The organism is Bradyrhizobium sp. B124 (genome assembly GCF_038967635.1).
Lineage (GTDB): Bacteria > Pseudomonadota > Alphaproteobacteria > Rhizobiales > Xanthobacteraceae > Bradyrhizobium.
Window position 1 is genome coordinate 4738004 of record NZ_CP152413.1, and the last position, 23532, is coordinate 4761535.

Annotated in this window: 24 protein-coding genes; 8 read left to right on the forward strand and 16 right to left on the reverse strand. The window is 64.8% G+C overall.

Features of this window, described 5'->3' with window-relative positions; genetic code table 11:
- Positions 1 to 104: 104 nt before the first annotated feature.
- From AAFG13_RS22660 to AAFG13_RS22715, 12 genes are all read right to left on the reverse strand, one after another.
- Complete coding sequence (locus AAFG13_RS22660; RefSeq protein WP_212317178.1) at positions 105 to 752, reverse strand: hypothetical protein; 648 nt, start codon at positions 750 to 752, stop codon at positions 105 to 107.
- A gap of 165 nt (positions 753 to 917) precedes the next feature.
- A complete protein-coding gene (locus AAFG13_RS22665) occupies positions 918 to 1505 on the reverse strand; it encodes a GNAT family protein (RefSeq protein WP_212317176.1) in 588 nt (195 codons plus the stop codon).
- Positions 1506 to 1721: 216 nt separating this feature from the next.
- The gene (locus tag AAFG13_RS22670) at positions 1722 to 3011 is read right to left on the reverse strand and encodes a pitrilysin family protein (RefSeq protein ID WP_342708265.1); all 1290 of its coding nucleotides are present in this window, start codon (positions 3009 to 3011) and stop codon (positions 1722 to 1724) included.
- On the reverse strand, positions 3011 to 4426 hold the full coding sequence (gene thrC, locus AAFG13_RS22675; RefSeq protein ID WP_342708266.1) for a threonine synthase: 1416 nt from the start codon (positions 4424 to 4426) through the stop codon (positions 3011 to 3013). Before thrC ends, AAFG13_RS22670 begins: the two co-directional genes overlap by 1 nt.
- A 395-nt stretch (positions 4427 to 4821) precedes the next feature.
- Positions 4822 to 5448 carry a glutathione S-transferase family protein gene (locus AAFG13_RS22680; RefSeq protein ID WP_212317173.1) on the reverse strand — a complete coding sequence of 209 codons (627 nt, stop codon included), beginning with the start codon at positions 5446 to 5448 and terminating at the stop codon, positions 4822 to 4824.
- 239 nt (positions 5449 to 5687) lie between these two features.
- Positions 5688 to 5978, reverse strand: coding sequence for a hypothetical protein (locus tag AAFG13_RS22685; protein WP_212317171.1), 291 nt, complete (start codon positions 5976 to 5978; stop codon positions 5688 to 5690).
- Between the two features lie 11 nt (positions 5979 to 5989).
- Entirely contained in the window at positions 5990 to 6583 is a 594-nt protein-coding gene (locus tag AAFG13_RS22690; protein WP_342708267.1) for a GNAT family N-acetyltransferase, read from the reverse strand.
- Positions 6584 to 6897: 314 nt separating this feature from the next.
- Positions 6898 to 9342 carry a penicillin acylase family protein gene (locus tag AAFG13_RS22695; RefSeq protein ID WP_342708268.1) on the reverse strand — a complete coding sequence of 815 codons (2445 nt, stop codon included), beginning with the start codon at positions 9340 to 9342 and terminating at the stop codon, positions 6898 to 6900.
- A gap of 62 nt (positions 9343 to 9404) precedes the next feature.
- Entirely contained in the window at positions 9405 to 10907 is a 1503-nt protein-coding gene (gene glpK / locus AAFG13_RS22700; protein WP_212317165.1) for a glycerol kinase GlpK, read from the reverse strand.
- A gap of 312 nt (positions 10908 to 11219) precedes the next feature.
- Entirely contained in the window at positions 11220 to 12233 is a 1014-nt protein-coding gene (locus AAFG13_RS22705; RefSeq protein WP_249132589.1) for an SGNH/GDSL hydrolase family protein, read from the reverse strand.
- A 14-nt stretch (positions 12234 to 12247) separates the two neighbouring features.
- Positions 12248 to 13018 carry an SGNH/GDSL hydrolase family protein gene (locus tag AAFG13_RS22710; RefSeq protein WP_212317164.1) on the reverse strand — a complete coding sequence of 257 codons (771 nt, stop codon included), beginning with the start codon at positions 13016 to 13018 and terminating at the stop codon, positions 12248 to 12250.
- A complete protein-coding gene (locus AAFG13_RS22715) occupies positions 13015 to 14274 on the reverse strand; it encodes an OpgC domain-containing protein (protein ID WP_092123065.1) in 1260 nt (419 codons plus the stop codon). Before AAFG13_RS22715 ends, AAFG13_RS22710 begins: the two co-directional genes overlap by 4 nt.
- Before the next feature lie 273 nt (positions 14275 to 14547).
- On the opposite strand from AAFG13_RS22715, the gene apaG reads away from it, so the two are divergent.
- Together apaG and AAFG13_RS22725 are read left to right on the forward strand one after the other, a co-directional pair.
- Positions 14548 to 14946: a Co2+/Mg2+ efflux protein ApaG gene (gene apaG / locus AAFG13_RS22720; protein ID WP_092123063.1), complete on the forward strand. Its 399-nt coding sequence runs from the start codon at positions 14548 to 14550 to the stop codon at positions 14944 to 14946.
- A gap of 267 nt (positions 14947 to 15213) precedes the next feature.
- The gene (locus tag AAFG13_RS22725; protein ID WP_212317162.1) at positions 15214 to 15537 is read left to right on the forward strand and encodes a hypothetical protein; all 324 of its coding nucleotides are present in this window, start codon (positions 15214 to 15216) and stop codon (positions 15535 to 15537) included.
- A 326-nt stretch (positions 15538 to 15863) separates the two neighbouring features.
- On the opposite strand, the gene AAFG13_RS22730 is transcribed toward AAFG13_RS22725, so the two are convergent.
- Complete coding sequence (locus tag AAFG13_RS22730) at positions 15864 to 16124, reverse strand: DUF1488 domain-containing protein (protein WP_092123059.1); 261 nt, start codon at positions 16122 to 16124, stop codon at positions 15864 to 15866.
- Positions 16125 to 16427: 303 nt separating this feature from the next.
- On the opposite strand from AAFG13_RS22730, the gene AAFG13_RS22735 reads away from it, so the two are divergent.
- The 5 genes from AAFG13_RS22735 to AAFG13_RS22755 all read left to right on the forward strand — a co-directional run bounded on the left by AAFG13_RS22735 (position 16428) and on the right by AAFG13_RS22755 (position 19041).
- A complete protein-coding gene (locus AAFG13_RS22735; protein WP_212317161.1) occupies positions 16428 to 17207 on the forward strand; it encodes a sensor histidine kinase in 780 nt (259 codons plus the stop codon).
- A gap of 129 nt (positions 17208 to 17336) precedes the next feature.
- Positions 17337 to 17573: a hypothetical protein gene (locus AAFG13_RS22740; RefSeq protein ID WP_342708269.1), complete on the forward strand. Its 237-nt coding sequence runs from the start codon at positions 17337 to 17339 to the stop codon at positions 17571 to 17573.
- A gap of 319 nt (positions 17574 to 17892) precedes the next feature.
- Complete coding sequence (locus AAFG13_RS22745; protein WP_342708270.1) at positions 17893 to 18387, forward strand: hypothetical protein; 495 nt, start codon at positions 17893 to 17895, stop codon at positions 18385 to 18387.
- A gap of 27 nt (positions 18388 to 18414) precedes the next feature.
- Positions 18415 to 18786, forward strand: coding sequence for a signal transduction histidine kinase (locus AAFG13_RS22750; protein ID WP_212317160.1), 372 nt, complete (start codon positions 18415 to 18417; stop codon positions 18784 to 18786).
- Positions 18787 to 18807: 21 nt separating this feature from the next.
- Positions 18808 to 19041 (forward strand): hypothetical protein, encoded by a 234-nt coding sequence (locus tag AAFG13_RS22755; protein ID WP_092123053.1) that lies wholly within the window; start codon positions 18808 to 18810, stop codon positions 19039 to 19041.
- Positions 19042 to 19078: 37 nt separating this feature from the next.
- Here the strand turns inward: AAFG13_RS22755 and AAFG13_RS22760 are convergent, their stop codons facing one another.
- The 3 genes from AAFG13_RS22760 to AAFG13_RS22770 form a co-directional block, all read right to left on the reverse strand.
- A complete protein-coding gene (locus tag AAFG13_RS22760) occupies positions 19079 to 20080 on the reverse strand; it encodes an Hsp33 family molecular chaperone (RefSeq protein ID WP_176533928.1) in 1002 nt (333 codons plus the stop codon).
- A 214-nt stretch (positions 20081 to 20294) separates the two neighbouring features.
- Positions 20295 to 21221, reverse strand: coding sequence for an ornithine carbamoyltransferase (argF, locus tag AAFG13_RS22765; protein WP_092123050.1), 927 nt, complete (start codon positions 21219 to 21221; stop codon positions 20295 to 20297).
- The gene (locus AAFG13_RS22770; protein WP_212317159.1) at positions 21221 to 22426 is read right to left on the reverse strand and encodes an aspartate aminotransferase family protein; all 1206 of its coding nucleotides are present in this window, start codon (positions 22424 to 22426) and stop codon (positions 21221 to 21223) included. Before AAFG13_RS22770 ends, argF begins: the two co-directional genes overlap by 1 nt.
- Before the next feature lie 496 nt (positions 22427 to 22922).
- Between AAFG13_RS22770 and AAFG13_RS22775 the strand changes: the two genes are divergently transcribed.
- A complete protein-coding gene (locus AAFG13_RS22775) occupies positions 22923 to 23435 on the forward strand; it encodes a GcrA family cell cycle regulator (protein WP_021076557.1) in 513 nt (170 codons plus the stop codon).
- Positions 23436 to 23532 lie beyond the last annotated feature (97 nt).

Consider the following 23532-nt stretch of genomic DNA (forward strand, 5'->3'; position numbering starts at 1 on the left):
GCGATCACACTTCCTTCGAAAAAGGCCGGCGCGAACTGATCGCGCCGGCCTTTTTCTTTGTTCCTGCTGTTTCTTATTCCACCGGCCCGTCACGGCCGCCGCCGCTACTTCTTCTTGTGCGGCGCGCGGGCCTTGGGCTCCGGCTTCAGCGCCTGCGGATCGAAGCCGATATAGAAGATGTAATCGTCGTTCTCCGCGGCCGACGGCGCCGGATAGACGACATCCTCGGCGACCAGGCTGAACGGCACGCTGCCGCTGTCGTCCATCTGCACCGTGGTGGTGTAGGCCTTGGTGGCGATGGTCTTCTCGCCGACGCCGCCCTTCACCACGGCGACGCGCAGCGGCACCTGGATGGTCGGCGGTGCGCCCTGGGGGCCGACAATGACCCGCCCCTGGATACCGATCTTGGCCGTGATCTGGCCGCTGTTCAGATTGCATTCCCGCGCCGTGCGCGTGATCGAGGCCAGGAACTTGACGTCGTTGCCGACCGCTTCCTTGCCGTCCACGGCCACCGAATAGGTCGAGGCCCCGGAGCGGATCTGCACCGGCGGGCAGGTCAGCCCGGCGTCGGCATCGTTGAGCGGCTGCGGCGCCGCGGGCGTCGCCGGCTTCGAATCGGACGAACCGCCGCCGAACAGGCTCTTGAAGCGGTCGCTCAGCGACTGCGCCGAGCTGGCCTTCGGCAGCAGGGTGGCACCGAGACCGATCGATACCGCCGCCGCGAGCGCGAACCTGATCACCCTGTCACACATGCGATATTCCTAAAGCCCCCAAACCGGAGTTCCCCGCTTCGCGGGCGTTATAGCAAGCCAATGGCGGCGAACCCAAGGCATGTTGAAACGGCATGTTGCAAAGGCATGTTGAAAGCATCCTGAAACGGCTCGGATGCGGCCCGCCATCGCCAATAGGCTTGGGATTCAGCCGCGGAAATCCTCATGCAGCAGGCCGAACAGCAGGTGGTCCTGCCAGATCCCGTTGATGCAGAGATAGCGCCGCGCCAGACCCTCGCGGGTGAAGCCGCACTTCTCCAGCACGCGGATCGACGACGCATTGGAGGGAATGCAGGCCGCCTCGATGCGATGCAGGTTGAGCTCGCCGAACAGCGAGGGCAGCAGCACCCGCAGCGCCGTCGTCATGTAGCCGCGATGGGCGTGCGGCAGGCCGACCCAATAGCCGATCGTGCCGGCCTGTACGATGCCGCGGCGGACATTGGCGAGCGTGATACCGCCGATCATCACCCCGTCCGATTCGCGGAAGATGATGAACGGATAGGAGCGGTCGGCGGCGATATCCTCGCTGTAGCGACGCAACCTGCGGCGGAAGCCGGCGCGGGTCAGGTCGTCGGAGGGCCAGATCGGCTCCCATGGCGTCAGATAGGCGCGGCTGAACTCGCGCAACTGAGCCCATTGCGGGAAATCCGACATTTGCGGCGCACGCAGCAAAAGCCCGTGCCCCCGCGGCATCAGTGCAGCCGGTCCACTGGACGGCAAACGAAACAGGGCCATGGCCCAACACTCCCCCGCCAAGCTGCTCCCCCTCGCCTGCTCGTGCGGGGAGAGGGTCGGGGTGAGGGGCCGTTTCCGCAAACTCGGCCTGCGGATAGCCCCCTCACCCGAAGCCTTCGGCCATAGCCGAGGCTCCGCCTCGGCGTATCTCCGTCAACGGCCGCCGGTAGGCGGCCTCTGCTCTCCCCCGCAAGCGGGGCGAGGTAAGCAGAATTCTTAGTGCAGCAGCGTCTTTGCCTTCGACTTCGTCAATCCTTCCGCAAAAGACACCGCCGTGTCCAGACCCCTGCCGCTGCCGAGTGCAACAACGGCGGGCCGGCTGCGCGACAGCAGCGCACGGGCGGCGTTGCGGCTCGATTCGACCGAGACCGCGTCGATCCGCGCCACCAGCTCTTCCACCGTCTGCGGCCGGCCATAGGCTAGCACATGGCGTGCCAGCTGCTCGGCCCGGGATGAACAGCTTTCCAGCGCCATCAACAAGCCGGCCTTCATCTGCGCCTTGGCGCGGGCGACCTCGGCCTCGGTCAGGGTTTCCACCGCGTCATTGATGACGTCGACGATGACTTCCATCATCTCCGGCGCATCGGCCGGATCGGTCCCGGTGTAGAGGCCGAAGAAGCCGGTGTCGGTGTAGGGGGCGTGGAAGGTGTAGATCGAGTAGCACAGGCCGCGCTTCTCGCGCACCTCCTGGAACAGCCGCGACGACATCCCGCCGCCCAGCGTGTTGGTGAAGACCTGCAGCGAGAACAGCGACAGGTCGGTCTGCGGCACGCCTTCGAGCGCCAGCGTCAGATGCGCCTGCTCGAGATCGCGATGCACCACCCGCGAGCCGCCCTTGCCGAACATCGCAGCCTGCGGCTTCGGCGCCGGCGTGGCGTCGAAGCTCGCGAATTTCTCGGCGACGTCCTCGACGACGCGCTTGTGATCGACCGCGCCGGCGGCGGCGACCACCATGTCCGGGGCGCGGTAATGCGTCGACAGATAGCCGCGCAGCGTGTCGCGGTTGAAGGCCTTCAGCGTCTTGGCGGTGCCGAGCAGCGAGCGCCCCATCGGCTGGTCCGGATAGCAGAGCTCGTTGAGATGCTCGAACACGACGTCGTCGGGTGTATCCTGCGCTGCGCCGATCTCCTGCACGATGACGCTCTTCTCGCGCTCCAGCTCGTCCGGCACGAAGGACGGGTTGGCGAGGATGTCGGAGAGCACGTCGAGCGCCAGCGGCACGTCGGCCTTCATCACCCGCGCGTAGTAGGCCGTGGTCTCGGTCGAGGTCCCGGCATTGAGGTCGCCGCCAACCGCCTCGATCTCCTCGACGATCTCGCGCGAGGAGCGACGCGCGGTGCCCTTGAACGCCATGTGTTCCAGGAGATGCGAGATGCCGTGCTCGTTCGGCTTCTCGTCGCGTCCGCCGACGCCGGCCCAGACCCCAAGTGCCGAGGTCTCCAGATGCGGCATGGTGTCGGTGACGACGGTCAGGCCACTCGGCAGCTTGGTGATTTCAACACTCATCAGGCAACTCCCTGCTTGGCGGCACGGCTGACCGACAGCACGAAGCGCTCGACCTCGGCGGAATCATTCTTCATGACCGTCATGTGTTCGGATTTCGTCATCAGGCTTCCGAGCCAGGCCGGCAGTTGCGGGCGCACCCCGCAGGCCGCCTCGACCGCATCGGGGAATTTGGCCGCATGCGCGGTCGACAGCACGATGTTCGGTATCTTGGAGTCCGAGGTGTCGCGATCGGCAACCGCGAGCGCGACCGCGGTGTGCGGATCGACGAGATCACCGGCCTCGCGCCAGGCGGCGCGGATCGCGGCCGCCGTCTCGGTCTCGTCGGCGCGGCCGGCATCGAAATCGCGGCGCACCGTGGCCAGGGTCGCATCCGGCAGCACGAAGCGGCCGGACTGCTTCAGCGAGGCCATCAGGCGGCGCACCTGATCGGCGTCGCGGCCACTGGCCTCGAACAATAGCCGCTCGAAATTCGAGGACACCTGGATGTCCATCGACGGCGACGCCGTGGCGTGCACCTCGCGCACCTCGTAGTTGCCGGTCTTCAGCGTGCGCGGCAGGATGTCGTTGACGTTGGCGGCAATCCGCAGCCAGCGGATCGGCAGCCCCATGCGCTTCGCCACATAGCCGGCGAAGATGTCGCCGAAATTGCCGGTCGGCACCGTGAAATCCACCGTCCGCTGCGGCGCGCCGAGCGCAACCGCCGAGGTGAAATAATAGACCACCTGCGCCACGATGCGCGCCCAGTTGATCGAGTTGACGCCCGACAGCGCCACCTGGTCGCGGAAGCGATGGTTGTTGAACATCTCCTTCACCAGCGCCTGGCAATCGTCGAACGTACCTTCGATCGCCAACGCGTGGACGTTGGCCGCACCGGTCGTCGTCATCATGCGCCGCTGCACTTCGGAGATGCGCCCGTTCGGGAACAGCACCACGAGGTCGACATTGTCGAGATTGGCAAACGCCTCGACCGCAGCGCCGCCGGTATCGCCCGAGGTTGCGACCACGATGGTGGTGCGCTGCGCGCGCTTGGCCAGCACGTGATCCATCAGCCGCGAGATCAGCTGCATCGCGACGTCCTTGAACGCCAGCGTCGGCCCATGGAACAGCTCGAGCAGGAACTGGTTCGGCCCGACCTGGTCGAGCGGCACCACGGCGGGATGGCGGAAGGTGGCATAGGCCTCGTTCGCCATGCGGCCGAGCTCGGCGTCGGAAATCTCGCCGGCGACAAACGGCCGGATGATCTCGACCGCGACCTCCCAATAGGGACAGCCGAAGAAGGCGGCGATGGTCTCGGGCGACAATTGCGGCCAGGTCTCGGGCACGTAAAGCCCGCCGTCACGGGCAAGCCCGGTCAGCATCACATCGCAGAAGCCAAGCGCCGGGGCCTCACCCCGGGTCGAAATATACCGCGTCAAACCGCCCTCCAAAGGCTTCGATTAGAGCCTTAAGCCTTTGATATCATGGATTTATCGAGTTCGCCGCATGCGACCCGATGTGGTTCACCATAGAAGATCGGACCGGCAATGGGTAGCCCGAAGCGCGCGTCTCGGGGGCGCGCGGAGTGGTGAGTGGCGTCGCCCGCGACCCACCGCCAGCGCCGCATTCACAACCGTCGTCCTGGCGAAAGCCAGGACCCATAACCACCGCATTCGGTGATGACCGGGATGGTGGCCCCAGCGTCGCGCAGCAACAAGCGGTCGGGGTAATGGTCCTGGCTTGCGCCAGGACGACGTTGAGTGTGTTGCACGATCGCGAGCAAGCCCGGTGTCATCACCCGCGTGCGCTTTCGCGGGTGATCCAGTATTCGTCCCTAACCGCTCGGCGGCGCCAGCGGCTGCACGATCTCCTGGAACGGCGGCAGCGCCTCGCAGCGCGCGGCGTGGGCCTGCAGCGCCGGATAGCGCGCATCGAACAGATGCGGATGCGCCTCGCCGGTGAAGCGCAACGCGCAAGCCACCGCGATATCGGCATGACCGATGCGATCGCCGAGCCAGTACGGCGACGGCACCGCCGCGCGCTCCTTTTCCAGCACCGCGAGCACGCCCGCAATCTGCGCCTCGCAGCGCTCGACCCACAGCTTCAACTGCTCCTTGCGCAGCACGCGCTCATAGACAAGGCTCACCGCCTTGTCGGCAAGCCCGGTCGCCAGCGCCGTGATGCGCAGATGCCTGCGCCGCTCGGGCCCCGAGCGTGCAATCATCGCCTGCTCCGGCCCGACCAGCTCGTCGAGATAATCCAGGATCGCACCGCTCTCGATCAGCGCCTCGCCATCATCGAGCACCAGCGTCGGCACCCGCCGCACCGGATTGTAGGCCGCAACCTTCTCCGCATCGCCGAAGGTCGACCACGGCTTGTGCTCGAACGGCAATCCATAGAGCCGCAACGCGATCGCGGTGCGGCGGACAAAGGGCGAGTCGTACTGGCCGATCAGGAACATCTGTCATCTCGTCGGTCATGCCCGCGGCAGGCCGTGCTTCGAAAGCAGGGCTTTCGAAGTGTGGCGGCTACGCCGGGGTCAGAGGTTGCGCTTTGCACCATGGTAGATGAGCCACACCGCATTGCAATATGGCGAGTCATTCCGGCAAAGCATTGCCTGCTGTTGATTCTGCCGACGCTACAGGTGGGTGCGGGATGATGTTTGATATTTCGCGAAGGCGGGATGCGACGCCATCGGCGCTATTCCTCAACCATGTTGGTGAGCTCACCTGACTCCATCAACAGCGCCACGGCCTGCTCCATGCTCGTCCTTGTGATGGATTGAACTATCACCAGGTTCGGCTCGAAGAACACCCTGCCGCGCTCAAGCTCGTCATTGATGGCTTGTGCAAGTCGTGCGGGGTCATAGAAGTTCAGAAGGTACCGCTTCCCCGAAGCATTGATCCGCGCCTGCGAAAACCAACCCTTTGCCTCGACTTCCCATTCGTAGTCTGCAAAGTCCGCCGGTAGTTCCAGGGAAAAGCCAGGCATATAATTCCCTCCTATCCAATCACCGGCACATGCCGCGCCGCATCGCGCGGCAGTTTGCCGTCGAGCCGGGGATCATCCGCCACCTCGATCTGCCGCTTGAACGCACGGAAGCCGGAGCGCTGGTAGAATGCGGTCGCGGAGGGATGATCGAAGGTGCAGGTGTGCACCCAGACCCGGCTGACGTCGCGCGACCAGGCGATCTCGAGCGCGCAGTTCATCAGGAAGCGTGCGGCGCCGGTGCCGATGAACTTTGCGGTGACGCCGAAATAGAGCAGCTGGCACTCACCTGGCTCGCTGAAGTCGAGTTCGAGCAGGCCTTCATCATTGCCGTCGACGACCAGCCCGTAGAGCTCGACGCCGGGCGCGTGAATCCGACCCCCGAGATCGGCGTCATCGATTCCCGTGCGGGTGAACCACAGCCACTCCTCACCGACGCGGCGGTAGAGATCGCGATACCAGTTGAGCGCAGGCGGCTCGACCTTACGCAGGCGCCACGCACCCGGCGGATCGTCGCGCCGCGGCGGCCGCTCGGTCATTTCCAGATGTGTGACGACGGCGGCGACCTTGCCGTCGGGGATGTCGGAATAGCCGTCGGGCAGCAGCATCGCGCGACCTTTGTTTCGATACGATCGGCGGGAGATATCCGCATGTCGCGGCAGATGCAATGCAACGCGGCGTAACAAAGTCACCGATTTGTCAGTCGGTGTTTTGGCGAATCAAGCGCTCGATGAAGCTGGAAGCATCATCCGCATATTCGCCGTCGTCCCGGCGAAGGCCGGGACCCATTACCCCGAATATTAGTGATGAGGCACGCTGGGGCCGCAGCGTGCAACCCAACCGAGATTTGTGGTTATGGGTCCCGGCCTTCGCCGGGACGACGCTGGAGTTTGTGGCGCAGCCAGTGAGACGAACTGCCCCCTCACCTCGGCGTCAGCGTGATCGCCTCGGCGGTTGCGGCTTCCACGGCCGGGCGGCTGTAGAGCAGCGGGACATATTGGCCGGTGGCCCAGAGCGGGGCGAGGTCGCGGTAGTGGCCGCTGAAGGGATCGCCGGATTGGCCGGGCGTATTGATGGTGCGGCTCGCATCCCAATTGCCGACATCGAGCACCATGCGGAACGAGGCGCCGGCGGTGAGATGATAGTCGGAGCGGCGATAGGTGGCGGCGCGCGGCACGTTGGCGGCGCCGCCATAGGCGAGCGGGCCGACCTGCATCTGAGCTGACGTGGCCTTGTCGGCGAGCGGCATCAGCGCGTGGTCGAACTTGGCGACATGCAGGCGCCCCCAGCGCCAGGTCGACGCATCGCCTCCGAGCTTGCCGGCGACGTCGGCAACAGCCTCACCGAGGCTGTCGCGCAGCACGCGGTCACGTCCACCGGCGGGATCGCTGCCGAGCGCGGCGTCGGGCTTTTCGAGATAATCGACGATGGCGGAGATGCTGGAGGCTTCCGGCGCGATCAGCTCGGCCGCCTTCGGCGCCGTGGTCTTGAGCAGCACCGGGCCGAGATGATTCGCGATCCAGACCTCGTAGACCGCGGCCGCAGCGCTGTCCTCAGCGTCGCGCGCATCCCACGCCTTCAGGAGATCGAGGCCCTTCTTGACGTTGGCGTCGTCGGACGACAGCGGCTTCAGCAGGGCGACGAGCCGCCGCGCCAGCATGCCTGTGTCATCGTTCTGCAACGCCATCGCGTCCGCCAGCGTCACCTTGCTGTTGGCTTGCAGCACCTCGACGATGCGCTGCCAGCGCGCGCTGTCGGACCATTCGAAGCCGACCCGGCGCTCGTTGACCGGATAATCCGCCGGCAGGTTCATTTGGTTGGCGGTGGCGATGAAGCCCTGCTTCGGCTGATACAGCTTCGGCAGTTCGTCGAGCGACAGGAAACCCTGCCATTCGTAGCGGCCGTCGCCAGGCACCGGCATCAGCCCATCGAAGCTCAAGCGGCGCGGCGTCTTGCCGGCAGCGACCCAGCCGATATTGCCTGACGTGTCGGCATAGACCTGGTTCTCCGACGGCGCGCCCCAGCGCCGCATCGCGTCGAGGAAGCCGCCCCACGTCTTCGCGGTCATGTAGTCGGAGGAGCCGAAATAGGCCGAGGTGCCCGGCTCGAACCAGATCGAGCGCACGGCGAACGCATGCTTCTTGTCGGCGTCGACAAAGATCACGGGTCCATGGCGGGTGAACTTCAGCTCGAGGTCGCGGTCGGCTTCGCCCTTCACCGCTTCCTTCTCGTGCACGATGCGCATGTCCTCCCAGCCCGTGCCGTAGCGGTACTGGTTCGGATTGTCAGGGTTGAGCTCGTAGACGTAGAGGTCTTCCTGGTCGACGTTGAAGATGGTGAGGCCGAACGCGATGGTGTCGTTGTGGCCGATCGAGATGCCCGGCAGCGCCGGCTCGCCGGCGCCGATCACCGAGATGCCGGGCGCGTTGAGGCCGATGATGTAGCGCAGCGACGGCACCGAGTGCTCACGATGCGGATCGTTGGCGAGGATCGGGCGCCCGGTCGCGGTGCGCGATGCGGCGATCACCCAGTTGTTGGAGCCGATGGTGTCGCGCTGCTGATCGGCCTCGGCCAAGAACTTGTCGGGATCGTGCGCCAGCGCGGCCTTCTGGTCCTTCTGAGCAGCGAACTTCACCGGGCGCGTGGCGAAGTCATAGGCCGCGAGCACGCCCTTCGGCACGCTGCAGGGGTCGAGCCCATCGGGCACCTTGGTGGTCCAGGTGGGCTCCAGCTTGACGCGGAAACGATCGGCATCGAGGCCGGCGGCGCAGGCGACCAGCGCGCGCTTCACCTCGGAGGCGACGTTGCGGGTCAGGCCGTGGCTGCGGACGCGCACGACATCCTCCGCCGACCATAGGTCCGGCATCGTGCCCGCGATCCTGAACTCGATCGGGAGCGGCCGCTTGCCCGCCTGGACGTCGGCGACATAGGCGTTGACGCCGGCGACGAAGGCCTCGGCATAGGTTTTCGCCTTCGGGCCATAGGCGGCCCATTCCGCGTTCATGTCGCCGCGATAGAGGAACTGACGCAGCGCCTTGTCCTGCTCGGCATAGGCGGGACCGAAATCCTTTGCCAGCTGGCCGAGCCCGCGCTTGCGCCAGAGGTCGATCTGCCAGAGCCGGTCGCGCGCGGCGTTGAAGCCCTGCAGGAAGAACAGGTCGTGTTCGTTGCCGGCATAGATGTGCGGAATGCCCCAGACGTCGACCAGGATCTGGCCCGGCGCCTTCAGCCCGGCGACGTCGGTCTTGACCTCGCGCGCCGCCACAAGCGGGCTCGGCTTCTCGCGCGCCGCGGCGGGAGCGGCGAGCATCGTGGCGCAGAGCGCGGCGGTGAGTAGTTTCGCGACGCGGTTGAGATCCGTGTTCATGTTGTTCTCCGATGGTTGTTATTTTTGGTACGAGACTTCATCCGGGTTTCTCACCCGGCGCGCTACTCCCCCTCGTCGCTCGCCAGCACGCCCTTCACCGCGCGGCCCCAGCCGGCGAGCTTGCGGTCGCGCGTCGCCTCGCTCATCGCCGGCCTGAAGCGGTGTTCGAGCCGCCAGTTGTCGGCGAATTTCGCGGGCTCCGGATAGACGCCGGCCTCGAGGCCGGCGAGATAGGCGGCGCCTAACGCCGTGGTCTCCTGGATCATCGGGCGATCGACCGGCGCGTTGAGCAGATCGGCGAGCCGCTGCATGGTCCAGTCGGATGCGGTCATGCCGCCGTCGACGCGCAGCACGGTGTTGGCGGCATTTGCCTCCGGCCAGTCGGTGCGCATCGCGGCCCACAGGTCGAAGGTCTGGTAGCAGACGCTTTCCAGGGTCGCATGCGCGAGCTCGGCCGGACCAGTGTTGCGGGTCAAGCCGAACAGCGCTCCGCGCACCCGCGGATTCCAGTAGGGTGCGCCCATGCCGACGAAGGCCGGCACGAGGTAGACGCTCTGCATCGAGTCGGATTTATCGGCCAAGGGCCCGGTCTCGGCAGCGTGCTTGATGATGCCGAGACCGTCGCGCAGCCATTGCACCGCGCTGCCGGCGACGAAGATCGAGCCCTCGAGCGCGTAGGTGCGCTGGCCGTTGAGCTGGTAGGCGATCGTGGTGAGCAGCTTGTTCTTCGACGCCACCGGCGTGGTGCCGGTGTTGAGCAGCGCGAAGCAGCCGGTGCCGTAGGTCGACTTCATCATGCCGGGCTCGAAGCAGGCCTGGCCGATGGTCGCGGCCTGCTGGTCGCCGGCAATGCCGGAGATCGCGATCGGGCCACCGAACAGATCCGCGGTGCTCTCGCCGAACCCGGCGGAGGAATCCTTCACCTCTGGCAACATCGAGCGCGGCACGCGCAACAGATTGATGAGGTCGTCGTCCCACGCCCCGGTGTGGATGTTGAACAGCAGCGTGCGCGAGGCGTTGGTGGCGTCGGTCGCATGCACCCGCCCGCCGGTGAGCCGCCACAAGAGATAGCAGTCGACGGTACCGAACAGGAGTTCGCCGCGCTCGGCGCGTTCGCGCGCGCCTGGCACGTGATCGAGGATCCAGGCCACCTTCGTCCCCGAGAAATAGGGGTCGATAATGAGACCGGTCTTGGCCGAGATCGCCGGCTCATGGCCCTCGGCCTTGAGTCTGGCGCAGATGTCGGCGGTGCGGCGGTCCTGCCAGACGATGGCGCGATGCACGGCTTGGCCGGTGGCGCGGTCCCATACCACGGTGGTCTCGCGCTGGTTGGTGATGCCGATCGCGGCGATGTCCTTCGCCTTCAGCCCGGCCTTCTCCAGCGCCTCGCGGCACACCATCACGGTCGAGGTCCAGATATCCTCCGGCTCGTGCTCGACCCAGCCGGAGGCCGGGAAATGCTGCGGAAACTCCTGCTGCGCGACCGCGGCGATGGAGATGTCGCTGCGAAACACCATGGCGCGCGACGATGTGGTGCCCTGATCGATGGCCAGCACGAAAGACATGAGCGTTTCCCTTAAGGCTTCGTAACAGGCGCCAAGGGAGCGGATTACCGCGGCGAGGTCAAGATTGCTGGTGAGTGTGGCGGGATGGTCGAGGCAAAGGCCCCGCGACAGTATCAGTCCCGTCATCCCCGCGCAAAGGCTTCGCCTTTGTCGCTGGAGGTGCGAGCCTTGCGGCGCAATTGCGCCGCTGGGCGAGCCTCGAAGGATGCACGGCCCGGCTGGTGGCCATCGACCCTTCGAGGGCCGCTGAAGAAGCGGCCACCTCAGGGTGACGGGGATAGAGCTAGTGCGAGGAGATGGAGGAAGCGCCGGTCACATCGGCCGGTAGGTCCTGACGTCGCCGGGGACGTTGACGCCGATCTTGATCGCGCCGACCGAGCGGATGATGTCGTCGCCGAGCAGCTGGGCGAAGCAGGCATAGCCCCAGTCGTTCATGTGCAGGCCGTCGGCGGTGACGAAATCGTCGATCGGGATCGCCTGCCTCTCGTGCCAGTCGCGCATCACCTCGAAGCGCGGGAAGATGCCGACATGGCGCAGCGCGGCGATGCGGCCGAGCAGCTTCACCATGCCGCGCGCGCTTTCGGGACGCTCGGTGACGCGCGGCGAATATTGCGGATCGACCAACACGACATCGGCGCCGGACGCCTGCAGCCGCGCCACGCCGTCCTCGACCTGCTTGGCGGTCTCGGTCGGATCGAGGTTGCGCAGCACCGCGTTGGTGCCGACCTGCCAGATCACCATGTCGGGGTGCACGTCGAGCACTTCGGTCTGCAGCCGCTTCATCATCTCGGGCGCATCCTCGCCGCCCTTGCCGCGATTGAGCACGCTGATGTCGGCCGACGGATACTGCCGGCGCAGCTGCGCGGCGAGCCGGCTCGGATAGGTGAATTCCGGCGCCGACGAACCGTAGCCCTGGGTCGAGGACGAGCCGAACGCGATGATGACGACCGGCTTGCCGGCGGCGAGCTTGGCTGCGACATGCGGCAGCGAGCCGGTACTGTTCGGCACGCCGGTGGGCTGATGGCAGGGCACGCGGTGGAAGATGTCGCTGGCGGATTTCGCGACCTGCTTCACCTTGTCGAGCGCCTTGGCGGCGACGCCCGGTTGCGGCTGCGGATTGGCCGCATCGGTTTCGACCGCGGCGGGCTTCGCAGCATCGGCTCTGATTGCTTCAGTCTTTGCTCCCGATGACAGCGCCGCATGCTGGTCGGCCTGGCCGGTCTGCGCGCACAACGGCACGGCCGAGAGCGGCGCGAGCAACACGAGTACCGCAACGGCGCGCAGGCTCCGCCCTGCGGCGAAACGAAAAGGGAAGGCAAAACGCATCAACTCGGCTTCCTCTAATTCTGCTGCACCGGGCCCAGATGAGCCGCATCGATCACGAATTTCGCCAGTGCGCGGCCGAGACAGGCATGAACCTTCTTGGCCAGATCGACACCGTGCGAGGTGCTGAACAGGTCAAAATATCCGGCGTCGCTCCACTGCTTCATAATCGCGAACCGGTCGAACAGCGGAACGTCGTGCTGCTGCGCCACCACCTTGATATTGTCGAGATATGGCGGCGCAGAGATCATCGTTTCCGTACGCGGGCTGTATTGCAGATTGACCAGCACCACGTCGGTCCCGGCGCCCCGCAACGCAACAACGCCATCGTTGATGGCGGTGCGAAAATCGTCAGGATCGACTGCTCGCATAGCATCGACCGTTCCGGTCTGCCAGATAACCAAAGTAGGCTTTTTTGCTTCAACAAGCTTAACAAGGGTTCCCGCGGTCTCCTCGGCGGTGCTCTTTCCCTGTAATTCTACGGATAGATCGATGGTGGCGGCCGGAAACGCCTCCTTCAGCGCCGCCTGCAGCGTGGCCGGATAGGCGCTCGCCTCGTTGCCGGGGATGGTCGAGGAGCGGCTGCCCACCACCAGCACGCTGAGCGGCTTGTTGGCCTTCACCGCGTCGGTGACCTTCGGCAGCGAACTCTCGCTTGCCAGCAGATAGGCCGGCACGTCGCAGGGCGGAGCCGGTGCCGGCTCGACGGTATCGCCGGCGCGCGCGGGCGCAGCCGCCAAACAGGCGGCCAGCAGCGTCAGGCTCAGCATCGTCCACGCGGACTTCATGCTCCCCCTCCCGCCAGATCGGCGTTGCCGCCGGCGCCTTTTTTCGAGGCGCCTTTGTCGGCGGAGTGCTTGTACCACGAAATAATCCACGCCATGCCGCACATGATGAGGATACCGCAAACGCTGATCAAGGCGTGCAGTGCGGCACCGCCAGATACTTCGGCAAGCACGAAGTGACCGGCAAAGGCGAGGAAGACCCCGAGACAGAATATCTCAAGCGAATGCTGGCCACACAGGATCAATGGTCGCAGCCAGGGTGATTTCAAGCCCGGCCAGTCCCTCGGCAGGAAGCGCACGGTGAGCGCGGCGAGCGCCAGGAAGTGCGCGAACCGCAACACGTCCAGGTCGGTCTTGTTGATCGGATACATCCATTGCTCGATCACCTTCGGCATGATGTGGCCGAGCTGCGGCACGTACCAGGTCAGCGTCACGAAGAACGCCGCGACCAGATAGACGATGCAGATCCACATCGTGATGTTCGACGACAGGATGCGCGACATCCGCCGCGCGCCGCCGAGCGCGCACCAGGCGCCGAACACGAACAGCAATTGCCAGGCGAACGGGTTGAACGCCCAGAAGCCGTTCGGATAGGCCGACAGATAAAGGTCGAACTGCCAGGTCAGCGCGTAGAGCAGGACCGACAGGCCGAGCGTGACATCGGGCTTCCACTTCATCAGCCACAGGATCAGCGGCAGGAACAGCATCAGCACGATGTAGAGCGGCAGCACGTCCATGTTCACGGGGCGGAAGCGCAGCAGCAGCGCCTGCACGATGGTGACGTCCGGCTGCTTGAGGAAGTCCATGATCCCCATCTCTTCGGTGTAGAGCGGGTTCTCGAACGAGGTCGCGACATAGGAGATCTCGGCGAGGAAGATCGTGAACAGGAAGACATGCGCGACATAGATCTGCCAGACCCGGCGCAGGATGCGCGCGGTCGCGATCACGAAGCCGCCCTCCAGCATCGCGCGGCCGTAGACGAAGGCGGCGGTGTAGCCGGAGATGAAGATGAAGATCTCGGTGGCGTCGGAGAAGCCGTAGTTGCGGATCGTCAGCCAGGTCAGGAGATTGGTCGGCAGGTGATCGATGAAGATCAGCCACAGCGCGAGCCCGCGGAACAAATCGAGCCGGAGCTCGCGCTCGCCGGTCGCCGGCAGCGAGATTGCGGGCGCCGCCGCCACGGCTTTCGCCTTGACCTCTGCATCGGCTTTGGCGTCGGCCACCGGCGAACCGGCTATGGGATCGGCAATCGAGCTCATCAAACACCGTGTCGGCTGCGGGCGTCCGCAGGTCGTGCTGAAAAGATAATATCGGTCCACAACTTGCCGACAAAGCACAGAGTGCGGCGACATGCGGCCGCGCTTTAGAGCGGAACTATGTTGAAACCACGATGAACAGGCGGCCCCCGGGACCGGCTTTTCACGGCCTGCCCGGCGATTGGTTCCGGCTGACCAATTGGCTATGATGGGCGCCTGTTTGCGCATGATCCGGCCGAAAGCGGATTTTGCGCCGAGATCATCGGATTGAGCCGTATGTACCGCGCCGTTACCCGCCAGATCGAAGTCACCGTCGAGCCGAACTTCATGCCGGAGCGCTCGTCGATCGACCGGCGCGAATATTTCTGGTCGTACAAGATCGTGATCGTCAATTCGGGCCCGGAAACGGTGCAACTGCGGACGCGGCACTGGATCATCACCGACGCCACCGGCCGCCGCCAGGAGGTGCGTGGCGAGGGCGTGGTCGGCGAGCAGCCGGTGCTCGCGCCCGGCGAGCGCTTCGAATACACCTCCGGCGTGCCGCTGCCGACCGCCTCCGGCTTCATGACCGGCAGCTACCAGATGGTCACCGAAGCCGGCGAGCGCTTCGACATCGACGTGCCGACCTTCTCGCTGGATAGCCCGAGCCCGGACGGGAAAAGGGTGCTGAATTAGCCGCGCTGTCGGTCTCGCCGCGCCCCAAGCAGTCATCGGGGATCGGGGCCGTCAAATTTCTGAATAATGGAAATAGTTCGAGTTTCCTGATTTGCCCGACGGGCGGACGCGCAGGGCCGGCCTCGGTTCCTCGTCATTTCAACGTGCCATTGCCCATTGGGGCGGCACGGCCGCCACGCGATCAATGCAATCGACCGGCCGGTGCCAGGAACCAATGGCTCGCGAGACTCTTGGCTCCCTGACACAAGCACTTTTTGGAGAAATCATATGAAGAATCTCGCGATCTATTTGGCAGCCGGCGCAAGTGCCCTCGTCATGACTGCCACAAGCACGGCTTTCGCCGCACCGCTTTCACTCGGCGCGTCGGTCGGGCCGGAGAGCAACATCCAGAACGTTCGCATGGTTTGCGATGACGCCGGCCGTTGCTGGCGCGCACGTGGCGAACGCCGCGTCATCGTCCGTGAGCCCGATGATTCATACGGATATGCACCTCGCGAGCGCTACATCGAGCGCCGTGGCTATGAGGAGCGTGGCGGCATCGGGTTCCGCGCTCCGGGCGTGAGCGTCGGAATCGGGACCGACCGCTACTGAGGAAACGCATCGGCGTCAGAACGGCCGCGGAGCAATCCGCGGCCTTTCTGTTGGAGACGCGGCATCTCGAACGGCGTGGACCTGGGTCCGCCGGCCGCCTGCCCCATCTTCACATGTGAGGGGCGCTGGCGCCTCGCATGCGCTCCAGGAGCCAGAAAGCCCCGATCGCAACGAACGAGAGCACGAAGATTGCTCCGCACGCCAGGAAAGTCTGTAGGAAGCTCGTATCCATGACATCCTCCTTTTGATCGCTTGCAAGGGTGGTGTGCGATTAACGCGCTCAATCTGCCAAATTGTCGGGCGTGATCTGATCGAACCCGACGATTTCAGAAATTCGCGGCGACCAGATCGTAAGATCCCCTGCTTCCGCGGACATAGACCCTGGCCGCAGCGGCACATATCCGATCGCGGTTGGCATCGAAGGCGTGCAGAAGGCCCGGCTCGTCGAGATAGGCATCCGATTGAAGTCGCTTCAATGCGCCTTCGGTGACGAAGAACGATGCCTCAATAGCACTGTCATATCCCCAAAACCGCACGGCGCGCCGCGTTTGGTCGTATGAACGACTATGATTTGGAAATTCAATCATGGGTAAGGCCTGTCAGGTTGTTGCCACAGCTTGTCGTGATCCGTAACACGCGCATTGAAGCGACGTGACGTCTGGTCGATCGGTTACAAGATTTGGCAGCTAAGGCTTCGCGCTTCCGCAAGGGGGATGCTGTAACAATACAGTTGCGCTGCTGATCAGGTGGCTACTCCGCTATCGAATGACAAGCCCACTCGGCACGTATCGGGGCAATCGCTCGCGTTTTTCGTGCCGGATACGTCCAGATTCGCCCGATTGCGCAGAAAACATTCGCCGAAGGGCCAGCTTATGATGGTACGGTCGGTGATGTCTTCAGCCGACCTCCGCCCAGACCCGCGTGCTGCAAGCAGCTTGGCACCGCCGCAGGACGTTGTGGCGGAAGAGAATATCAGCCTTCGGCTTCTGCTCGCGCAGGCCGCGATCGATGCCCAGAGCTTGCTGACCGCGGCCGGCATTGACGCCAAGGAGCGCGAAGCGGCCGACAAGCTGCAGAAGGTGATCCTCGAGGAGCTGCACCACCGCATCAAGAACACGATCGCAACCGTCGGTGCCATTGTCTCCCAGAGCCTGCGCAACCTGGAAGGGGTCGAACATGCGCAGCACGCCATCGATGGCCGGTTGCTGGCGCTCGGGCGGGCGCACGATCTCCTGCTGCAGGCAAGATGGAGCAGCGCGGATCTCGGCACGGTCGTCCGCGGCGCCACCGAAGCCTTCAACAATCCGGATGAGCCGAAATTCTCGATTTCGGGACCCGCTATTCGCATGACGTCGGGCGCCGTCATTGCCATCGCAATGACACTCAACGAGCTCTGCACGAACACCACGAAGTTCGGCGCCCTGTCCGCCCCACAGGGGCGGATCGACATCAGTTGGACGCTGGATCAACCAACACAGCGCTTGCATCTGACATGGACCGAGAAGAACGGTCCGGCAGTCCACCCTCCGGAACGGCGCAGTTTCGGGACCCGGTTGATCGAGACGCTCGGCAGGCAGCTGCGCGGCGACGTGCAGCTAAGCTATGAGCCGACCGGTTTCGTGTACACATTCGACGCACCATTGGCTTCTCTTACGTCGTCAACCCCATAGCCGAAGTCCCGAACGCACGCCGAAGTCTGGATATTCTCCCCCGATTGCGAATTGAGTCGACTACCGGGCGTAAGGGGTATCTACTGAGGTCATCACTGCTCCGCCGCCGGCCGATACCGGTGACTGAGAGTGCTGCAAGCTCCCGCCCGTAACCAGGAGAGCTTTATGCCGATTGCTCAACATAGCCAGCCTGAACCGCCGCCTCATGATCTGCCGGCGTTGGAAACCGTGAGGACAGGAGATGCTGCGAAGCCATTCCTGCCCGGCCTTCAGCGCGACGCGATGCTTCGCAAGGCGCGGCTGGTCGAAACCGCCTCGCACATCAATGATTGGCTGACATCTCCCGGCCTGCGAACCCCGAGCTGACTGCCGATCTTGCGGAGAAAGCCCCGGTACGGGGCCGGCTGAGGCCGCCATTCTCCGATGCAACCGGGACCTGGCCTCCGGTCGCCTCTCACCAAGCGACGGCTTCGACATTGCTTCCAACTGCGCTTCAGGAACTGGCGACCGCGGTGAACGTTGTCGCGGTGCAGATATTCACGCGCGCCATCCGATTGGCTTGTGCCCGGTGATTTGTGGCCTCGGTGCTCGTTATTCGACCCTTTGCCTCCCATATACAAATCAGTCCTCGTCAGCCATCGAGATTGGTCGGAATGCGCGGAGACCTCCAAGGAAAGGGCCCGCCATGTTCAAATCTCAGCAGTACCGCACCAAGGCAGCCGCATACGGCGAACTGATCAAGCGTTCGAGCAGTCAGGGCGAAAGCCGCAAGTTTCAAGAGCAGCAAGACCGCCTCGCTTCGCTCGCGGATAACGAGCAGGGATTGGCGGACAATTTCGACAACGCGATAAACGTTGCGGAGCAGGACCGCTCTCGCGGCGCCGCCCTTGCCACAGAAGAGGAGTACGTCCTGCGGTGTCTCGGCGCGGCCATCATCATGCAATGGAACGTCCTGCCGAAGGCGCTGCAGCGGGAAATCTTCGACACCGCCGGATCGGTCGGAAAACTGTTGGAGACGTCGGCGCTGCGCGGGCAGATCGCGCGCTTCCTGCACAAGCACAAGGATGATGCCGGCCGCGACAAAGTTCTGGAGGCGCGTCAGGACGCGAGATCGGGCGCTGCGGCTTTGTCGCGATGGGACAATGAAGGAGGTGCAGTCCCCGATGGACTGCCGATGTGAGCCAACTACGACGACAGGAGATTCACCATGTCACTTACCCAATTTGACGTCGATGACGGACAGCACAGCATGGACGGGCTGCGACTTCTCGCCCGTGATGGAAATGAACGGGTCGAGGCGTTCATCGGCCGCAAGGTGATGGACGTCTGGGCCGAGTCTGTCGAGCACCGCGGCGGACATCAAAGCCTGTTCCGCGATCAATACAACGCACTCGGCAGGCTGAACCTGGCGGCGATCGAGCGGATCGTCAGTGCGAAATACCAACGTGGTGCTGCGTTCAACCGCCAGCATCCCTATGTCGAGGTACTGTTCTCGGACATCACCGACAGCGGGGAGACCTTGAATCTGAGCGGGCTCGTGCGCGAGACCCTGCCGCCCGCGTTTCACCGGCTGAGTTGAGATCGATCCAGGAGGATTCCCATGACGACGAAGAAATCCCTGCTCTCCATTGACGAACCAGAGCTGAAGAAGCCGCTGCGCGCCGACCGGCCTCCTACCGAAGGCTTCGTGATCATTGTCGACAAACACTTCAAGTCGGAGTTCGACACCGCCGAGGCTGCTGAAACGTCTGGCCGACAACTGAAGGCGGCTTATCCGATGCTTCAGATCGAAATCTACGACGCCGCCGGCAAGACCCGCACCTTGCTGAGCTGACAGGCCTGGTTACCGGGCCTCGTGGGCGGCTTTCCGCCTACTCGACGCCGGCTTCCTGCGGCGTGAATTCGTAGACCGACGAGCAGAACTCGCAGGTCACGACCACCTTGCCGTCCTTGACCATCTCGGCGCGATCGTTCGGCGCAAAGCTCTTCAGCATCGACGACACCGCATCGCGCGAGCAGGAGCACTGCGCGCGCAGCGTTTGCGGGTTGAAGACGCGCACGCCGCGTTCGTGGAACAGGCGGTACAACAGCCGCTCGCCGGAGAGATCGGGATCGATCAGCTCGACATCCTCGACGGTGGAGATCAGCGACTGTCCCTCGACCCAGGCGTCGTCATCCGGCACGCTGTGCGTAGCCGTGCCCTCCGGCGCATCGCCGGGATGCAGATCGGCCTGCTTGGCGCGTTCGGGGGCCTTGGGCAGGAATTGCAGCAGGATGCCGCCGGCGCGCCAGTGCAGCTTGCCGCCTTCGCCGCCGCGCATCTCCTCGCCGACCGCGAGCCGCACCCGCGTCGGAATCTGCTCCGAGCGCAGGAAATATTCGTGGGCCGCCTCTTCCAGGCCGCCGCCGTCGAGCGCGACCAGGCCCTGGTAGCGGCTGGTGTTCGCGCCCTGATCGATCGTCATGGCAAGATGGCCCTTGCCGAGCAGCTCACCCGAGCTCTGCCCGTCCTTGAGGCGCGCCACATCGTAGCGCGCATAGGCACGCAGCCGGTCGGGCGCCTGGAAATCGACGATCAGGAGCGAGACCGGTCCGTCGGTCCGGGTCTGCAGGATGAAGCGGCCCTCGAACTTGACGGAGGAGCCGAGCAGCGTGGTGAGCACGATGGCCTCACCGAGCAGCTTGCCGACCGCCGGCGGATAATCGTGCTTGTGCAGGATCTCGTCGAGCGCGGGGCCGAGCCGGGTCAGCCGGCCGCGCAAGTCCAGCGCGCCGACCTCGAAGGCCAGCACGGCATCGTCGACAGGAACCGCCGAGGGCGCGCGAATGGGCGTCTCGGCCTGGATTTTGATGTCGGGGGATTGTGAAACCATGGCGCTCTATCTGGGGTCTCGGACCATGAAATAAAGGGGTTCAGCATACCGGGAATCGACGTCGTCCCTGCGAAAGCAGGGACCCATAACCACAGGATTTTGTCGCGGCACAAGACGTCTGCCCATGTGCCTTTTTCGCAGGCCGCGGCGTATGGGTCCCTGCTCCAGTGAGCAATTGCGCACAAGGCAGGGACGACGGCATTGATATCGTCGACTACGCGACCGTGTCGAAACACCAGGCCAGGATGCCCTTCTGCGCATGCAGGCGGTTTTCCGCCTCGTCGAACACCACGGATTGCGGGCCGTCGATCACCTCGTCGGTGACCTCCTCGCCGCGATGCGCGGGCAGGCAGTGCATGAACAGCGCGTCCGGCTTGGCGAGCGACATCAGCTTGGCATTGACCTGATAGGGCTTCAGCACGTTGTGGCGGTGCTCGCCCTCCTTGTCGCCCATCGACACCCAGGTGTCGGTGACGACGCAGTCGGCGCCGCGCACGGCGGCTTCCGGATCGGTGCCGAGCATGATCGGCGCGCCGGTGGCCTTGATCCAGTCCCGCATCGGCTTCTTCGGCGAGAGCTCCGGCGGCGTGGCGATGTTGAGATTGAACTTGAACCGCTCGGCGGCGTGCGCCCAGGAGGCCAGCACGTTGTTGTCGTCGCCGGTCCAGGCCACCGTCTTGCCCTCGATCGAGCCGCGGTTTTCCTCATAGGTCATGAGGTCGGCCATCACCTGGCAGGGATGCGAACGCCGGGTCAGCCCGTTGATGACGGGCACGGTGGCATGAGCGGCGAGCTCGAGCAGCGCGTCATGGTTGAGGATGCGGATCATGATCGCGTCGACATAGCGCGACAGCACGCGCGCGGTGTCGGCGATGGTCTCGCCGCGGCCGAGCTGCATCTCGGCGCCGGTCAGCATGATGGATTCACCGCCGAGCTGGCGCATGCCGACGTCGAACGACACCCTTGTGCGGGTCGACGGGCGCTCGAAGATCATCGCCAGCGTCTTGCCTTCGAGCGGCTTCCTGCCCTTCTCATGCGCCTTCAGCTTCGCCTTCATGGCGGCACCGGCTTCGAGCATGTTGCGCAGCTCGGCGAGCGGCAGCTCGTTGATGTCGAGGAAGTGACGGACCGGCTTGCTCATTATCCAGCCGCCTTCTTCGGCTGCGGCGCCGATAGCACAGAGCAGGCGCGCTCGAGCGCTGTGATCGACTGGTCGATCTCGGCCTCGGTCACGATCAGGGGCGCCAGGAACCGCACCACATTATCGCCGGCGCCGACGGTGAGCAGTTTCTCGTTGCGCAGCGCGGCGATCAGATCGCCCGACGGCACCACCGCCTTGACGCCGATCAACAGGCCCTCGCCGCGCACCTCCGACAGCACGCCGGGATAGCGGTCCACGACGGAAGCGAGCTTCTGCTTGAGCAGCAGCGACATCTTCTGCACATGCTCGAAGAAGCCGGGCTTGAGCATGACGTCGAGCACGGCATTGGCGGATGCGACCGCGAGCGGATTGCCGCCGAAAGTCGAGCCGTGCGAGCCCGGCGCCATGCCGGCTGCAGCCTGCGCGGTCGCGAGCACCGCGCCGATCGGGAAACCGCCGCCGAGCGCTTTCGCCAGCGACATCACGTCCGGCGTGACGCCGGTGCGCTTGTAGGCGAACAGCTCGCCGGTGCGGCCCATGCCGGTCTGCACCTCATCGAAAGCGAGCAGCAGGCCATGCTCGTCACACAGCGCGCGCAGCGCCTTGAAGAACGCCTGCGGCGCCGAGCGCACGCCGCCCTCGCCCTGCACCGGCTCGATCAGGATGCCGGCCGTGTGCGGGCCGATCGCCTTCTTCACCGCCTCGATGTCGCCGTGCGGCACCTGGTCGAAGCCGTCCATCGGCGGGCCGAAGCCCTCGAGATATTTCGCCGAGCCGGTCGCGGCCAGCGTGCCCAGCGTGCGGCCATGGAAGGCGCCTTCGAAGGTGATGATGCGGTAGCGTTCGGGATGGCCCTTGGAGAAGTGGTGGTGGCGGACCAGCTTGATCACGCCCTCCATCGCTTCCGCGCCGGAATTGCAGAAGAACACGAAGTCGGCAAAGCTCTGCTCGCACAGCCGCGCCGCAAGCACCTCGCCGTCCGGGCTCTTGAACAGGTTCGACATGTGCCAGAGCTTGGTCGCCTGCTCCTGCAGCGCCTTGACCAGATGCGGATGCGCATGCCCGAGCGCGTTCACCGCGACACCGGAGGTGAAATCGAGATAGCGGTCGCCATTGGTTGCGATCAGCCAGGCGCCCTCGCCGCGCTCGAAGCCGAGATCGACCCGGGCGAAGACGGGGAGCAGATGCGACGAGGCGTTGGTCATGGCGTTCACTGCCGGTTTGAAGCCGTCAATCGCCGCGCGCCTTGACGCCTACGCAGCAACCGCCAGCTTCGGAAAACAAAACGGCCGCCTTTGCGGGCGGCACGTGCGGGTCATTCTATGCGGCGGCCGGTCAGTGTCAATCGCCAGGAGCCGGCCTTTGCCGGCCTTCCTGCAATGCGAAACCGGCGCAATCCGGAGCATTCCGGTGCGGTGGAAAAGCCTCATAGCAATGCTTAACTTTGTGGGAACATGTGGACGCACGGCCGCGGACTCTTGCGCCAGAGTCACGCCATATTGTAGCGTTTGGCCTGTCGGGTACGACATCTCGTGCGGCAGTACTGGACCCTCTAAGTAGCCTTCGTGTCTCGCGTAAACGTTCGGGCGCAACACCGTGCCCGGCGAGGGCTAAGGGATTCTGGCCGCAGGGATATTTGTCCAGATTGGCTCGCAGCGCCGCTCCGATGAGTGGCCGGCGCCATGCGAAAGGAAGAATGTGATGACTGTATTGACCTGGTCCGACGATCGCGTCGAGCAGCTGAAGAAGCTCTGGGAATCCGGCCTCTCGGCCAGCCAGATCGCGGCGGAACTTGGCAATGTGACGCGAAACGCCGTGATCGGCAAAGTGCATCGGCTCGGCCTCTCCGGCCGCGCCAAGGCCCCCTCCACGGCCGCGCCGCGGCAGCGCAAGGCCCGCCCCGCCCAGCACATGATGCGGGTGGCGCGCCCGGTCTCGCGCGGCAACACTGCGCTTGCGCACGCCTTCGAGGTCGAGATGGAGCCCGATCCGATCTCCTTCGACAACGTGGTGCCGATGAGCCAGCGGCTGTCGCTGCTCGAGCTCAACGAGGCCACCTGCCATTGGCCGGTCGGCGATCCCTCGAGCCCGGAATTCTTCTTCTGCGGCGGCAAGGCGCTCGCCGGTCTGCCCTATTGCGCGCATCACTCGCGCGTCGCCTATCAGCCCGCCGCCGATCGCCGCCGGCCGTCGGCGAAGCCACAGATCAAGTAAGCACTCGGGAAACTGCCTGGACTGTAAAAACAAATCCCCGCGAAAGCGGGGATTTTTTTGTGGCTCGTAGCCCGGATGGAGCGAAGCGTAATCCGGC